The sequence below is a fragment of the Nocardia sp. CA-135398 genome (assembly GCF_050955845.1).
GTDB lineage: Bacteria > Actinomycetota > Actinomycetes > Mycobacteriales > Mycobacteriaceae > Nocardia.
This window is the reverse complement of record NZ_CP192084.1, coordinates 4,944,924-4,959,694: the sequence shown is the minus strand read 5'-3', so window position 1 is coordinate 4,959,694 and position 14,771 is coordinate 4,944,924. Positions and strand designations below refer to the sequence as shown.

Sequence of the window (14,771 nt, the reverse complement as noted above, 5' to 3'; positions counted from 1 at the left end):
GTCGTTCTCGAGCCGCTTCGGCCCGCATCAGATCCACTTCGAGATGATTCGGAAATGCGGAAGCAAGTCTTCCGCAATGGGGTCGAGAGTGGTTCTCATGACGAACACAGCGACCATCCGCCCCTTCCGGATCGACATTCCACAGGCCGAGCTCGATGAATTGCGAGCGCGGCTCGCGAGCGCACGGTTGCCGCATTCGGTGCCCGGCACCGAATCCGATTGGGGGCGTGGGATTGCGCCGGACTATCTGCGGGAGTTGGCCGAGTATTGGCGGGATGGGTTCGATTGGCGGGCCCAGGAGGCAAGGCTCAATGCGTATGACCAGTTCACGACCGAGATCGATGGGCAGACCATACATTTCTTCCATGTGCGTTCACCCGAGCCGGATGCGGTGCCGCTGCTGATCACGCATGGGTATCCGAGTTCGGTTGTCGAGTTCCTCGAGCTGATCGGGCCGTTGACCGATCCGCGGGCGCACGGCGGGGATTCGGCGGATGCGTTCCATGTGGTGATTCCGTCGCTGCCGGGTTTCGGTTTCTCGACGCCGCTCGCCTCGACCGGATGGGAGTTGGCGCGCACCACCGAGGCGTTCGCCGAACTCATGGCTCGGCTCGGTTACGAGAAGTTCGTCGCTCAGGGCGGTGATATCGGTGCAGGGGTGACCGGGCGTCTGGCCGCGACTCATCCGGAGCGGATCATCGCGACGCATGTGAACAGTGACCGGGGCTCGCTGGGGCTGGTGGGCGAGCAGCTGCCGATGCCCGAGGATTTGGCCGCGGACGAACTCACTGCCATCCAGGCCGCGCAGGCGAGGTGGAATCAGCAGAAGGGCTACCTGGTCCTGCAGAGCTCCCAGCCCAATGCCATTGCCGCCGCGCTGACCGATTCGCCGATCGCCCAACTGGCGTGGATCGCGGAGAAATTCCAGGTCTGGACCGATCCGGCCCGCGCAACCGGCGAAGCGGTCGACCGCGACCTGCTGCTGACCAATATCAGCATTTACTGGTTCACCCGCAGCGGCGCCTCGGCCGCGCAATTCCTCTGGGAGACAGCGCATTCGGGTATGGACTGGGTGGCGTCGTCGGGTGTGCCGCAGGGGTGGGCGGTGTTCAATACCGATCCGCTGATGCGTCGGGTGATGAATCCGGAAGGGCATATCGAGCACTTCAGCGAATACGCCGAGGGCGGTCATTTCGCCGCGCTGGAGCAGCCGCAACTCCTCGTCGAGGATATCCGGACGTTCTTCCGGGCCTATCGCGGCTGAGCGGGTGAATGGGGCGGGCGTTGGCTCGCCCCATTACGTCATCAGGCGTACGAGCGGGTCTGTCCGCATACGGATGTCGGTGCGATCGCACCGGCCTACCGTTTTCGGTATGACATGGAACGAAGTGAGCACGAGCAGTTTCGTCCTGCTGACCACCTACAAGAAGGACGGCACGCCGGTCGGCGCCCCAGTCTGGGTGGCTCCGGACGGTGACCGGATCGTGGTGTGGACCAATTCGAAGACGTGGAAGGTCAAGCGGATTCGACGCAATCCGGCGGTGACCCTGCAGATATCCGACAGTCGCGGCCGTCCGAAGAGCGAGGAGAAGCTCGCGGGCAAGGCCGAGCTGCTGGATGCGGCGGGGACCCAACGGGTGCGCGATCTGGTCTCGCGCAAATACGGGATCATCGGCACCGTGCTGATCCGGCTGCACAAGCTGTTCAAGGGCGCGGACGGATCCGTCGGGATCGCGATTACCCCCGCGTAGGTCAGGCCGATTCCGCGAGGCCCGCCGAGCGCCAGGTATCGGCGAGTTCTTGCAGCGGAATCTCCAGGGCGGCCGCGAGCGACACGATCGTGCCGAATGCGGGCGTCGGCAGCCGTCCGGTCTCGATTTTGCGCAGCGTCTCCGGTGAAATTCCGGCGGCTTGGGCGATCCGAGCCGGGTCGCGATCGGCGCGTGCGGCCCGCAGCCGGGCTCCGAGACGGCGACCGGCCTCGACCTGTGCGGGAGTCAGCGGAAGTCGGACCATGCGACCAGACTATGGACGGTATTTAAATACCGCAAGCTCAACCGTTGTACTTCACCCGGAACGGTCCGCCGACACTGTTGAACAGTAGATCCCCATTCGGGAAGAACTCGACAAGCGCGTAGGCGCCGTTACCGAGATTGCTCTGCCCGAAGATGGTGCGGTGCACCGTCTTTCCGGTTTTCCAGTCCAAGCCGGTCACCTCCCAGCCGTCGGCCTTGGTGTAACCGTTGACGAAAACCACCCCGGATTTGCTGCTCTCGGTGGGCACCATGCTCGTCGACACCACATCGGCACGCGACCACACCGATGACCAACTGTGGTTGGCCGGATCCCATTGGAACCGCTCGATACCCGACGGCGGCGCGAATACCGGCCCACCCGCGAGCACATCGACGAGCCGGTCCGGTGCGCCTTGCGGCCGGGCATTGTTGACCACGAATGCGCCATAGCCGTCCACCACGACCGACTGTTCGCTCTGGATGAATTCGGGCTGCGGATTCAGGCCGGCCGTCACCTGGATCTGGTCGGCGATCCGATTGGATTTGGTGCCCGGCTTGGGTTGGAACCCTTCGGGAATGGCGTCTCGCCAGAATGCGACCAGTTTCATCCGATCGGCGCCGTCGGTGAGTACCACCAGACGGTCGTCCTTGCCGTAGCCCATGAGTGTGGGTGTCGAGCCGGTACCGATGCCGAACTTCACCGCCGGCGGCTGCCGTCCGAAATCGTAGGGTGCGGCCCATGCGCCGTCGGTGGCGTCGGTCGAGAGTTTGGATCCGGTCCAGACGACCTTGCGCATGATCTTGTCGGAGGCGGCGTAGATCCCACCCTTGTCATCCACGGCCATCGCGTTGGAGACCACCTCGTCGGCGCCGAAATGGACCTGCTGCGGTTCGCCCTGCAGGCTGCGATCGATGATCGATAGCCCGCGGGTGCTGAGTACGGCCAACTTGCCGTCATAGGTCATATTCAGACCGACGATGGACTCGGGTTGCCCGCCGAGACCGGGACCGGTGCCGAGCCAGGGTTTGAAGTCGAGGGTGCGCAGAACCCTTACGCCCGCTTCGGGATTATTGGCATTCACCAGGCCGAACACGACGATCTGCGCGTCCTGCGTGACGTAGTAGACCCGATTGTCCTTGTCCACCAGGCTGTAGACGCCATTGACGATGCGCGTCCAATCGACGCCCCAGTCGTTGTGCACGGCGGCGTCTACCTGTCCCGCGTCGGTGAAGTTCTGGTCGAGCACCTGGTCCAACGTTTGCTGCGCCAGGGGTTTCACACCGGGTGCGTCCGTCCGGGCGATCTCGTGGAACATGCCATTGCCGACCTGGACGTAGACCACGCCCTGGGTGGAGGAGATCCACATATGGTCCGGATCGGTGGCGGCGAGCGTCATGATGTTGACCGGTCCCGAGGTGATGCGCTGCTGCTGCTTCGGGTCGATGTGGAATTCGCCCTGCGGCGTTTGGTACGGGAAGGTGTCGGACTGGCCCGGATCGATGTGGGTGAGTCCGTAGGTCGCGGCGGCGAGGTAGGGGTTGCGTGCGGGGCCTGCGATGGTGCCCGACTGGTTCTGGTTCCGCACCGAATCGCTACCGCAGGCGGGGGTGGCCACGGCCACGGCCAGCGCGACCGCGACGACGAGTGCCTTGCGGCGCGGGCTCATCGCTTGCTCCTCTACGTTCGCTGTCTGGGGTCGATCGGGCGGAACGCATGCCGCTCGGGGCGGCGAACAACGAAACAAACCAGTGCTCTTTCGCGTTCGCGAACATAACACATCGCCTGGTCACGCGGGCTGATTGGTATTTTTATACCATCCACCGCTATGCTTGGTATTAAAATACCGAGGTGGAGGTTGGGCATGGTGGAGTTGAAGTCGCCGGGGGAGATCGAATGTATGCGGGTGGCCGGCCGCTTCGTTGCCGAGATCCTGGCGGAAGTGCGTGCGACGGCGCGGGTCGGGGTGAATCTGCTCGAGCTGGAAGAGCATGTGCGGCAGCGGATTCGGGAGCGTGGCGCGGTCTCGTGCTATTGGGACTACGCGCCCTCGTTCGGCCGCGGTCCGTTCCGCAATACGATCTGCCTCTCGGTGAATGATGCTGTGCTGCACGGGCTTCCGTTCGACTATGCGCTGAGCGACGGCGATGTGCTGAGCATGGACCTGGCGCTGAGTGTCGATGGGTGGGTCGCCGACTCGGCCACCAGCATGGTCGTCGGCACCGCCGATGTAGAGGACCTGCGGCTTGTCAAGGCCACCGAGGACGCGCTGGCGGCCGCGATCGCGGTTGCGCTGCCTGGCAATCGGATCGGCGATATCTCCGCGGCCATCGCGGCAGTCGCGCGGGCGAACGGCTATCCGGTGAATACCGAATTCGGCGGACACGGGCTCGGCCGGACGATGCACGAGGATCCGCATGTGCCGAATGCGGGACGCGCCGGTCGCGGGTATCCACTGCGGCCCGGTTTGACCATTGCGATCGAGCCGTGGTTCGCGCGCACGACCGACCGGATCTATACAGATCCGGATGGTTGGACGATCCGCTCGGCGGATGGTTCACGGACCGCGCACTCCGAACATACGGTCGCGATCACCGCGGACGGGCCGCAGGTGTTGACCGCCGCCGCATAACCTGTCAGTCCGTTTCGGAGAGCCAATCCGCGAGATCGGTGGCGGCGCGCAACTCGGCCGCGACGCTCGCGCGTTCGGCTTTCGAAAGTGGTATGCCCCCGAGTTCGGCGCGCAACTTCTCGGCCCGCTCGGAATCGCCGGTGGCGACGGCCAATTCGGTCAGTGTCGCAAGTGCCCGAGCCTTATCGACGGCCGACGCTTCCGCACCGTAGCGCCGGAGACCGACCTCGAGCACCCGGATCGCGGTCGCATCGTCGTTCTTGAAATCGCGCAGGATGCGGGCGTTGTCCAAAACCCTTGCCAGGCCGTCGAGTTCGCGGGAACCGCCGTAATCGACCTCCTCGGGCTCGTCGCGCTGGATGTAGATGATGGTATTGCCCACCGGGTCGACCACGCTGAATCTGCTTTGGCCGGGCCGGAATCGGGTGATGCGTGGGCAACCCTTCGCGGGGACCTTCCCGTAGCGCTTGCGCAGCGCCGCGGTGAATGCGCCGTGCCGCTCGGCGACGTCGTCGAGCAGGATCAGGCAGCCGACCTGTTCGGTGGGGAGTTCGGCACCCGGCGGTGCGGAGGCGAAGTGGACCGCGCAGCCATTGGCTTCGATCGCGCCGTAGGCGTATGGCTTGGTCTGTTCGTGGGTCACCGTGTAGCCGAGGGTTCGATAGAAGTCGAGGGTGTCCTTCAGGTCACCGCTCCACAACACCGGAACCGCTGTATCGCTTGTCATCGCCCTGCCTTATAGCGGTAATCAATTTTGACTACCCGAGGTTAGGGGCGTGAATTGTCGGAAGTCAAATTTGAGTAGTATGGCCCTTTCGAGAGAAGGGAAGTCCGGATGTCGGCGGTGCGCCTGTTGGTCCTCGGCGTGATGCGGTTGCGTCAGCCCACCTACGGCTACGCAGTGCGTCGCGAACTGCTGTCCTGGCGTGCCGAAACCTGGACGAATGTGAAGCCCGGGTCGATCTATCACGCGCTGAAACAGCTGACGCAGGAAGGGAAATTGAGTGCGTTCGGCACCCAGGGCAGCACCGAAGGGCCGGGGCGGACCCTGTTCGAACTGACCGAGGCGGGGGAGACCGAGTTCCGCAAGCTCATGGACGAGGCGCTGGTCAGTGTCGATATGGAAGAACTCGGTGCGGGTATCGCGTTCATGGATGCGCTGCCACGCGCGCATGTCATCGAGAAGTTGCGCGAGCAGCGCCGTAATGCCGAGGCGGTTCGCGACGATCTGCTCGCCATGATTCCGACCTTCCCTGGCCGGTATGAACCGCCGCACGCGACCGATCTGCTCGAGCTGTGGAGCGGCGTTTTCGACAACCTGTCGAACTGGACCGCTGGCGTACTCGAGCGCCTGGAGACGGGTGAATACCGGATGTCGGACTGATGGCAGGCCGCGCCCGCCGGTCCGATGGCGGATAGGCTGCCCGCATGACGAACACGCTGGGTGCGGTCGGCAAGGCCGACTACGTGCTGCTGACCACCTTCCGCAAGGACGGCACACCGGTCGGCACCGCCGTCTGGGCCGCCGAGGACGACGGCAAGCTGTATGTGTGGACCGAAACCAATAGCTGGAAGGTCAAGCGGCTGCGCAACAATCCCGCCGTCACCCTCCAGCCGTGCAACCCGTCGGGCAAGCCGCGCGGTGAAGTCATCGAAGGCACCGGCCGGGTACTCGACGCCGCCGACACCGAACGGGTGCGCAAGCTGATCAAGAAGAAGTACTGGCTGCTCGGCCCGATTTTGGTGACCGCGAGCAGTATTCGCCGCGGCAAGTCCGGCACCATCGGCCTCGAGATCACCCCGACCGCGTAATCAGGTCGCCTGGCTCACCGAGGACATGTGGAAGTCCGGGATTCGCAAGGGCGGCATGGCGGTTCGGGTGAACCAGTCCTTCCATTCGCGGGGCAGCGTGGTCTCGGTGGCACCGGCTTCGGTGGTGCGGCGCAGTAGGTCGATGGGGCTTTCGTTGAAGCGGAAGTTATTGACCGCGGCGGTGACTTCGCCGTTCTCGACCAGATAGACGCCGTCGCGGGTGAGACCGGTGAGCAGCAGGGTGGCGGGATCGACCTCGCGGATGTACCAGAGCGTGGTGAGCAGCAGACCGCGCTCGGTCTTGGCGATCATCGCGTCGAGGCTCGCGCCGGAGCCACCGGTCAGCAGCAGGTTCTCACCGGGCACCGTGGTGGGAGCGTCGAATTCGGCGGCGGTGGCACGCGGGTAGACCAGCGATTCGATGACGCCGTCGCGCAGCCAGTCCACGCGCCGGGCCGGCAGACCGTTGTCGAAGACCGACAGCGATTCCGAGGACGACGAAGTCGCGACGAACGGACGATATTCGAGTCCGCCCGCGCTCGGATCGGAAAAGAGCGTCAAGGGAATATCGCTGAGCCGCTCACCGATTCGGGTGCCACCCGCCTTGGCGAAGGCGCTGTGCCCCTCGTGCGCGCCACGTCCCTCCATGGACCAGGCCAGGTAGATCATCAGGTCCGCGACCGCCGAGGGGGGCAGCAGGGTTTCGTAGCGACCCGCGGGCAGCTCGACCCGGCGCTTGGACCAATCCAATCGCCGCGACAATTCGGTGAGCAACGCGGGCACATCGACATCGGTGAAGTCGGCGGTGCCGACACCGACCCACGCACTCGCGAGATCCGCCCCCTCGCCACGCTTTCCATTGATCTCCACCGAACCGGTCGGCTGCACGAAGCGGCGGCGAATCCCGGTGGAGGTGCCCAACCAGGTCGTATGCATCTGGTGATAGGCGAAGCCGTAGAGCCGATCAGTTCCGTCGAAGCCGCCCGCCAGCTCGCGTGCGAGGTCGGTGAAGACCTCGATTCCGGTGCTGCCCGGCGGGGCCGCCCAGTCGCTCCCGGCGTCCGGCAGACCATCCGAATCCGGCGTCAGCAGCGGCATCGCATCCTTCGCCGGTTCCGCCGTGCGGGCCGCCGTCTCGCTGGCGCGGACCACCGCTTCGATCTCGGCCGGGTCGACGCTGGTGGAGCTGACGCTGCCGACGCGCGCGGAGTTCGGGCCGTCGCGGAAGATCGAAATGACCGCCCAGTCCCGAGAAATCGAGGAGCCATTGGTAGTCATCGAGTTGCCCGCCCAGCGCAGCGACGCCTCGTGCGCATCGGTCACGATGACCATCGCCTCGTCCGCATGTGAGAGCGCCAGCGCCTGCTCGACGACCGCACCTGCGGGCGACATCACCTCGATCACTGACCTGCCTCCGTCCGGGTGTTGAGAATGTTGATGCCACGCACCAGGATCGACGGGCAGCCGTGGCTTACCGCGGCGACCTGACCGGGTTGCGCCTTACCGCAGTTGAACGCGCCGCCGAGGCGCCAGGTGGACGGTCCGCCCACCGCTTCCATGGCGCCCCAGAAGTCGGTGGTGGTGGCCTGATAGGCGACATCACGCAGCTGGCCGTCGAGCTTGCCGTCGCGGATGCGGAAGAACCGCTGGCCGGTGAACTGGAAGTTGTAGCGCTGCATATCGATCGACCACGACTTGTCGCCGACGATATAGATGCCGTTCTCGACCCGGGAGATGAGTTCGGCGGTGCTGGTGTCGTTTTCGGGATCCGGTTGCAGCGAGACATTTGCCATGCGCTGGATCGGCACATGGTGTGGTGAATCCGCGTAGGAGCAGCCGTTGGAGCGTTCCAGGCCCAGGCGCGGGGCGAAGACGCGGTCGAGTTGGTAGCCGACCAGGATGCCGTCGCGTACCAGATCCCAGCGCTGTCCGGCGACGCCCTCGTCGTCGTAACCGACCGAGGCCAGCCCGTGCACCTCGGTGCGGTCCCCGGTGACGTGCATGATCGGCGTTCCGTACTTCAGTGTGCCGAGCTTGTCAGGGGTCGCGAACGAGGTACCCGCGTAGGCGGATTCATAGCCGATGGCGCGGTCGTATTCGGTGGCGTGGCCGATGGATTCGTGGATGGTCAGCCACAGGTTGGTCGGGTCGATCACCAGGTCGGTGCGGCCCGCCTCGACGCTCGGTGCCTTCACCTTCTCGGTCAGCCACCCGGGGATCTGCGCGAGTTCCGTACTCCAGTCCCAGATTCCGTCCGCACCGGTGACGTACTCCCACCCGCGTCCGGCCGGTGCGGCGAGGGTGCGCATGGTCTCGAAGACACCCGCCGCCGCGTCCACGGTGATCGCCTCGAGCTGTGGGTGCAGGCGCACGCGCTGCTGGGTGATCGCCGAGCCGGCCGTGTCGGCGTAGAAGGTCTGCTCCTTGACCTGCAGAACCGAGGCGGTGACGTGATCGACCCCGTCGGCGGCGGACAGGCGGCCCGAATAGTCCTGCAGCACAGCGACCTTATCGGCGGTCGGCACTGTGAACGGGTCGACATCGTAGGCCGAGACCCAGTGCACATTGTCGTACCGCGGCTCGTCGGCGAGTTCGACGCGCTCGCGATTGAGGGCGCGCAGGGTCGTCGCCACCGTGACGGCTCGCCGCGCCACCTCGGCCGCGGTCTCCGGGGTGATCGCGGCATGTGAGGCGAAACCCCAGGTGCCGTTGACGATCACGCGTACGGCGAAGCCGAGGTCGGTGGCATTACTGATCGCCTCGACTCGGCCGTCGCGCAGCCGGATCGACTGGGTGACCAGCCGATGCACCCGCAGATCGGCGTGCTGCGCGCCGGCCGCCCGCGCCGCGGACAGAGCGGCGTCGGCGAGCGCGTGCAGTGGTAACGCAAGGAACTCGGCGTCCACATCTTTGGAAGTCGCGATGCTCACCCGACAAACCTAGCCGGTCGCGCCGGCGAGCGCCGCTTCCGCTGCGCTGCCGCAGACCTTGCGGACATGCATAGACCGCAATGCCGCACGAAATGCCCAGCGGCGCAGTTCTAGACCATGGCCGCCGGGGTCGCGGCGACCAGGCCGCCATCGATGAGCAGGTCCTGGCCATTGATGTAGGACGCCTCGTCGGAGGCGAGAAAGGCGACCGCGGCGGCGACATCTTCCGAGGTTCCGATGCGCCCGGCAGCGACTGTAGAGATGGCGGCTGCCTGTACCGCCGGCGACGCTTCGGCATAGAACGCGGGAGTCCCGGTGTAGCCCGGACTCACCGAGTTGACCCGGATTCGCCTGGGAGCCAGTTCGGCAGCCAGTGTCCGGGCCAGGTTGTGCACCGCCGCTTTGGTCGCTGAGTAGAGCGCCGCGCCGGGCCCGCCCCGATGCAGTGCGAATGACGCGTTGATCACGATCGCGCCGCCATCGGACAACAGCGGAAGGGTCTGCTGGATGGTGAAGAACGCGGCCTTGAAATTGATATCGACGACCCGGTAGAACTCGGCCACGGTGACATCGGCGACCGCCTGGAACGCGCCGACGCCCGCATTGGCGAAAACCACGTCCAAGCGTCCGTGACGGTCCCGGATCGCGGTCGTCAATGTCTCCAGATCGGCGAGATTCGCTGCGTCGCCGGGTATTCCGAGGATGCGATCGCCGCCGTTCAGCTCGTCGATCGCGGCATCGAGACGGGACTTGTCCCGCCCGGTGATCACAACCCGCCCGCCCTCGTCGAGCAACCTGCGCGCGGTGGCCAACCCCATACCGCTGGTTCCGCCGGTGATCAACGCGATCTTGTCGTCGAATCGGGAATTGCTCGGCATGGCACGACCTCTCATACAGTTGGATAGTTCAAGAACATATGAACAGTTCGACTGTATGTCAACAATCGAGTAATCTGGTCCGCGTGATGACGCCACATCCCGACCGGGATCGGATCGAACTGGCGAATGTGTTCGCAGCACTGGGAAATCCATTGCGGCTACAGATCGTTCGCGTGCTGGCGGATGGCGCGGAGCACACCTGCGGCTCGATCGTGGATGGTGTGCCGAAATCGAATCTGACACACCACTATCGGGTGCTGCGCGATGCGGGGATCATCTGGCAGCGGCCGTCCGGACGGGAAACCTTGCAGTCGTTGCGCCGCGACGACCTCGACGCCCGGTTTCCGGGTTTGCTGGATTCGGTGATCGACGCGGCCCGCGGGGATCAATCGGACACGACTCGAATTTGATCACGGTTTGGCAGCATGGCGCGCGCGAAAGTCGTGGTTACCGTACCCAAGTCGGGTTATGCCGTACTGTGCCCGCGTGCCGCCATCCGCCCTCCGCGATCGCAAGCGAGAACGTACCCGCCGTGCCCTGCTCGAGGCCGCCGTCGAACTTTTCGAGAACAGAGGCTATGAGGAAACCACGGTGGCCGATATCGCCGCTGCGGCCGAGGTCGGCACCCGGACCTTCTTCAACTACTTTGCCAGCAAGGAAGAATTGCTCTTTCCGGAACAGGACGAACGGGTGCGTGCCGCGGTGGCGGCCATCGCGAGTCGTCGGCCCGGCGAGCGGCCGGTGGAGGTGCTGCTGCGCGCGTTGCGGGCGGCTGGCGACAATCCGGGTGAACATCTCGTCGATGATCTGAGTGCGCGCGTTGCCGCGCTGCGCGCACAGGTTTCGCGTACCGTGCCCGCGGTGAGCGGGCGCGCCGCGCATGCGCAGCTGGTCGCGCAGCGCGAGATCGCGCGGCAGTTGCATATGGCATTTCCCGCCGAATTGGACGAGGTCGGGGCCGCTGCCCTGGTCGGTGCCGTGGTCGGCGCGGTCTCCGGTGCACTGACGGTGCTGTTTCAAAGTCCGGTAGCCGGAGTGGACGGCGAGCGGCTGCACCGCCAGATCCACGAAACGACCTCACGGGTGCTGCAGCCCTGGCTTGCCTCGAATACCAAGATGCATGTCGGGCCCATGCACTGATCGGCTCAGCCGAATTGCTGCCAGCCCAAACGGATCACCATGCCGATGACGACCACCAGCAGTACCACGCGCACGAACTCCGCGCCCTTGCGCAATGCCATGTGCGAGCCGATGATCGCGCCCGCCACATTGCCGACCGCCATCGCCGCGCCCAGCGCGAACATGATGTGGCCGGTGACGCCGAAGAAGATCAGCGCACCGAAATTGGACCCGCAGTTGATCACCTTCGCCATCGCGGCCGCGCGCACGAATTCGGTGCCGAGCAGGGTGGCGAAGGTAATGATCAGGAAGGTGCCGGTGCCGGGGCCGAGCAGCCCGTCGTAGAACCCGATCAGCCCGGCGGCCAAGGCGATCACGAGGACGAACTTGCGCCGGGTCGGTGGGTGCGTGGCCAGGGTGATGCCGATCGACGGGCGCAGCGTGACGAAGACGGCGACGCCGACCAGCACCACCATCACGATCGGGATGAACAGGTCGCGATCGATGAGGGATACCGCCGCCGCGCCGGTCGCCGCGGTGACCGCCGCGATCGCCGCCGCTGGTAGCAGCGTGCGCCACTGGATGGGAACTTTGCGCGCGAATGTCATGACCGAGGCGCCGGTGCCCGTGACCGCGGCGAGCTTATTGGTGCCGAGTGCCGTCTGTGGGGCGATGCCCGGTGCGACCAGGAACAGTGTCGGGAGAATGATCAATCCGCCGCCGCCGACCACGGCATCGACCCAGCCCGCGGCGGTCGCGGCCGTTAGTAAGGCCGCCCAGTCTGCAAAATCCACCCGACCAGCCAACCAGATGGTTGGATCGTGCCGGTCCGCACCTAGGCTGATGTTCGTGCGTCGGTTCAGTCTGTGGCTTCGCGGCAAGCCCCTCATCTCGGATTCGATACTGGCCGCCGCACTGATGCTGCTCGAGATTCTCGGGGTGAGCAATTCCGATAGCAAGCTGGCATATCTGGGAATCGGCGTGCTGCTGCCGGTTCCGGTGGCGTTTCGGCGGCGGTACCCGCGGGCGATGGCGGCCGCGATGCTCGGACTCTCGATCGCCTCGACTGTGGTGAGCTACGCGTCCGACGACAACGCCGACCACATCGCGTTGTTCGGGCTCGGCATCATGCTGTACACACTGGTCGCGTATGTCGGTCGCAAGGAAGCGCTTTGGTACGCCCTCGGCCTGATCGCCGACTGCACCAGCTCATTTCTCCTGATACACAAGCCAGCCGGTTCGGATCTGATCTTCACCGCGATGTTCTACGCGCTGTGCTGGACACTGGCCGAGTTCATCGGTGCCAGGCACGCTTACGACCAAGAGGTGGAGGCGCGGCTCGCGGTCGCCGACTACGACCGGGAACGCCGCGCGCACGATGCCGTCGCCGCCGAACGCACCCGCATCGCCCGCGAACTGCACGATGTTGTCGCCCATGCGGTGAGTGTGATCATCGTGCAGGCCGACGGGGCGAAGTACGCACTGCGCCGCGATCCGGATGCAGCCGAGCGGGCGTTGACCACGATCGCGAGCACCGGTCGCGAGGCCCTGCGGGAATTGCGGCGAACCGTCGCGCTGCTGCGCATCGAACACGCCCCGGACCAGTTGCCGCAGCACGGAACCGCGGGTCTGGCGAAGGTGGTCGAGATGATGCGCGATACCGGACTCGCGGTGGAACTCGAAATGACCGGGGAGCTCGACGATATCGCCCCCGAGGTGAGTCTCGGCATGCATCGCATCGTGACGGAATCGCTGACCAACACGCTTCGGCACGCGGGCTCGCATCCGAAGGCCTGGGTGCAAGTGCAGCGCCGCGAAACCGATGTGGTCATCGAAGTCAGCGATACCGGCGGGGTTCCGGTGCATGAGCAGGCCGCGAGCCCGATCGTCGGCGGTGGTATGGGATTGGTCGGCATGCGCGAACGCATCGCCGTACTCGGTGGCACGCTGGAAGCGGGTCGCACATCCGACGGCGCGTGGCGGGTGCACGCGACCATCCCGCTGGTGCGCGGCAACGAAAGCGGTTAGCGGCAGGCCTGTTTCGGGGTCCCGCGCACAGTGCGCGAAACACGCTGGACGAGGCCGATAGATTAGGGACGTGCCGATTACCGTTCTCGTTGTCGATGATCAGGAACTCATGCGCATGGGGTTGAAGATGGTGCTCGGTGCGCATCCCGACATCGAGGTGATCGGGGAGGCCGAGAACGGGGCCGCCGCGATATCGCGGGCCAAGGAGTTGCGGCCGGATGTGGTGCTGATGGATGTGCGGATGCCGGTCGTCGACGGGGTATCGGCCACGCAGCGCATCGTCGAGGCCGGTGACGGCTGCAAGGTGCTGGTCATGACGACCTTCGATCTCGACGAACATGCCTTGGGTGCGTTGCGGGCGGGCGCGAGCGGATTCCTGTTGAAGGACACACCGCCGGAGGATTTGGTCTCGGCGATTCGGAGTGTCGCGGGCGGTGATGCGGTGGTGTCGCCGAAGGTGACCAAGCGGCTGCTGGACCGGCTCATCGCCGACGACCCGGGCGGTATGCGGGATCCGACGGTACTCGAGGTGCTGACCGCGCGGGAACGCGAGGTGCTGGAGCAGATCGCGGCGGGGCGGTCCAACGCCGAGATCGCCCAGCAGTTATACCTTTCCGAGGCCACCGTCAAGACGCACGTCGGCCGGGTGCTGACGAAACTCGGTCTGCGCGACCGGGTTCAAGCTGTCGTGCTGGCCTACGAGACCGGATTGGTGCGACCGGGCGGGTGAGATCTCAGCCAGCTATCAGGCTGGATCGGGAGAAAAATCGGGCCGCGCGACGTTGAACCGGGTAGATCGTCCGAAAGGATCGCCATGCCCGCCGTACTGTTCGTGCTCTACGTCATCGTCGAGATCGCCGCGCTGATCGGCGTCGGTCACCTCATCGGTGTGATGCCGACCATCCTGCTGCTCATCGCCGGTTCGGCCGCGGGCATGCTGCTCATCGGCTCACAAGGTCGTCGCGTCTTCGAACAGTTCCGACGCGCCGGACGCGGGGAGATCAATCCGGGCACCGCGGTCGCGGACGGCGCGCTCGTCGCCGCGGGCGGGTTCCTGATGTTCATCCCGGGCCTGGTCACCTCGTTCTTCGGGCTGCTCCTGCTGCTCCCGCCGACCCGCTTCCTGGTCCGTCCGCTGGTGGCCGCGTTCGCCGCGCGCCGGTTCAGCCGCTTGGCTGCGGCGATGCCATATCGCGGGGTGATCATCGACGGTGATGATGTGGTCGACGGGGTGGTAGTCACCGAGTGGTACGACGACCCTCGCCCCTCGACTCGCCCCGCTCTCCCGTAGGGACTGCGTGCAGGTCCGCGGCTGATCGGATTCTCGCTTCCATAAACCATGCCGACTATCACCCTCGT

The 14,771-nt window shown here is 65.4% G+C and carries 17 protein-coding genes; 10 read left to right on the top strand and 7 right to left on the bottom strand.

Annotated features, from left to right (window positions below):
- Positions 1-97 precede the first annotated feature (97 nt).
- The gene (locus ACQP1T_RS21640; protein WP_433754859.1) at positions 98-1,264 is read left to right on the top strand and encodes an epoxide hydrolase family protein; all 1,167 of its coding nucleotides are present in this window, start codon (positions 98-100) and stop codon (positions 1,262-1,264) included.
- 109 nt (positions 1,265-1,373) lie between these two features.
- Positions 1,374-1,751, top strand: coding sequence for a PPOX class F420-dependent oxidoreductase (locus ACQP1T_RS21635; RefSeq protein ID WP_433754858.1), 378 nt, complete (start codon positions 1,374-1,376; stop codon positions 1,749-1,751).
- A gap of 1 nt (position 1,752) precedes the next feature.
- Here ACQP1T_RS21635 and ACQP1T_RS21630 read toward each other — a convergent pair whose 3' ends face one another.
- Positions 1,753-2,016: a helix-turn-helix domain-containing protein gene (locus tag ACQP1T_RS21630; protein WP_063042338.1), complete on the bottom strand. Its 264-nt coding sequence runs from the start codon at positions 2,014-2,016 to the stop codon at positions 1,753-1,755.
- A gap of 37 nt (positions 2,017-2,053) precedes the next feature.
- Positions 2,054-3,682: a hypothetical protein gene (locus ACQP1T_RS21625; protein ID WP_433754857.1), complete on the bottom strand. Its 1,629-nt coding sequence runs from the start codon at positions 3,680-3,682 to the stop codon at positions 2,054-2,056.
- Between the two features lie 195 nt (positions 3,683-3,877).
- On the opposite strand from ACQP1T_RS21625, the gene map reads away from it, so the two are divergent.
- On the top strand, positions 3,878-4,645 hold the full coding sequence (gene map / locus ACQP1T_RS21620) for a type I methionyl aminopeptidase (RefSeq protein WP_433754856.1): 768 nt from the start codon (positions 3,878-3,880) through the stop codon (positions 4,643-4,645).
- A 4-nt stretch (positions 4,646-4,649) separates the two neighbouring features.
- On the opposite strand, the gene ACQP1T_RS21615 is transcribed toward map, so the two are convergent.
- Entirely contained in the window at positions 4,650-5,372 is a 723-nt protein-coding gene (locus tag ACQP1T_RS21615; protein WP_433754855.1) for a glyoxalase, read from the bottom strand.
- 108 nt (positions 5,373-5,480) lie between these two features.
- Between ACQP1T_RS21615 and ACQP1T_RS21610 the strand changes: the two genes are divergently transcribed.
- Together ACQP1T_RS21610 and ACQP1T_RS21605 are read left to right on the top strand one after the other, a co-directional pair.
- Complete coding sequence (locus ACQP1T_RS21610) at positions 5,481-6,029, top strand: PadR family transcriptional regulator (protein WP_433754854.1); 549 nt, start codon at positions 5,481-5,483, stop codon at positions 6,027-6,029.
- A gap of 44 nt (positions 6,030-6,073) precedes the next feature.
- Entirely contained in the window at positions 6,074-6,457 is a 384-nt protein-coding gene (locus ACQP1T_RS21605) for a PPOX class F420-dependent oxidoreductase (protein ID WP_433754853.1), read from the top strand.
- Here the strand turns inward: ACQP1T_RS21605 and ACQP1T_RS21600 are convergent, their stop codons facing one another.
- The 3 genes from ACQP1T_RS21600 to ACQP1T_RS21590 all read right to left on the bottom strand — a co-directional run bounded on the left by ACQP1T_RS21600 (position 6,458) and on the right by ACQP1T_RS21590 (position 10,265).
- Entirely contained in the window at positions 6,458-7,849 is a 1,392-nt protein-coding gene (locus tag ACQP1T_RS21600; RefSeq protein WP_433762300.1) for a metallopeptidase TldD-related protein, read from the bottom strand. It lies immediately after the preceding gene.
- A gap of 8 nt (positions 7,850-7,857) precedes the next feature.
- Complete coding sequence (locus tag ACQP1T_RS21595; protein WP_433754852.1) at positions 7,858-9,387, bottom strand: TldD/PmbA family protein; 1,530 nt, start codon at positions 9,385-9,387, stop codon at positions 7,858-7,860.
- Between the two features lie 110 nt (positions 9,388-9,497).
- The gene (locus ACQP1T_RS21590) at positions 9,498-10,265 is read right to left on the bottom strand and encodes a glucose 1-dehydrogenase (protein WP_433754851.1); all 768 of its coding nucleotides are present in this window, start codon (positions 10,263-10,265) and stop codon (positions 9,498-9,500) included.
- A gap of 86 nt (positions 10,266-10,351) precedes the next feature.
- Here ACQP1T_RS21590 and ACQP1T_RS21585 point away from each other — a divergent pair, with 86 nt between their 5' ends.
- Entirely contained in the window at positions 10,352-10,675 is a 324-nt protein-coding gene (locus ACQP1T_RS21585) for an ArsR/SmtB family transcription factor (RefSeq protein WP_433762299.1), read from the top strand.
- Positions 10,676-10,751: 76 nt separating this feature from the next.
- Positions 10,752-11,405 (top strand): TetR/AcrR family transcriptional regulator, encoded by a 654-nt coding sequence (locus ACQP1T_RS21580; protein ID WP_433754850.1) that lies wholly within the window; start codon positions 10,752-10,754, stop codon positions 11,403-11,405.
- 5 nt (positions 11,406-11,410) lie between these two features.
- On the opposite strand, the gene ACQP1T_RS21575 is transcribed toward ACQP1T_RS21580, so the two are convergent.
- Positions 11,411-12,178: a TSUP family transporter gene (locus ACQP1T_RS21575; RefSeq protein ID WP_433754849.1), complete on the bottom strand. Its 768-nt coding sequence runs from the start codon at positions 12,176-12,178 to the stop codon at positions 11,411-11,413.
- Between the two features lie 55 nt (positions 12,179-12,233).
- Here ACQP1T_RS21575 and ACQP1T_RS21570 point away from each other — a divergent pair, with 55 nt between their 5' ends.
- The 3 genes from ACQP1T_RS21570 to ACQP1T_RS21560 all read left to right on the top strand — a co-directional run bounded on the left by ACQP1T_RS21570 (position 12,234) and on the right by ACQP1T_RS21560 (position 14,703).
- A complete protein-coding gene (locus ACQP1T_RS21570) occupies positions 12,234-13,412 on the top strand; it encodes a sensor histidine kinase (protein ID WP_433754848.1) in 1,179 nt (392 codons plus the stop codon).
- Between the two features lie 70 nt (positions 13,413-13,482).
- On the top strand, positions 13,483-14,142 hold the full coding sequence (locus tag ACQP1T_RS21565; RefSeq protein WP_433754847.1) for a response regulator: 660 nt from the start codon (positions 13,483-13,485) through the stop codon (positions 14,140-14,142).
- Between the two features lie 84 nt (positions 14,143-14,226).
- A complete protein-coding gene (locus tag ACQP1T_RS21560) occupies positions 14,227-14,703 on the top strand; it encodes an FxsA family protein (RefSeq protein ID WP_433754846.1) in 477 nt (158 codons plus the stop codon).
- The last annotated feature ends 68 nt before the right edge of the window (positions 14,704-14,771 follow it).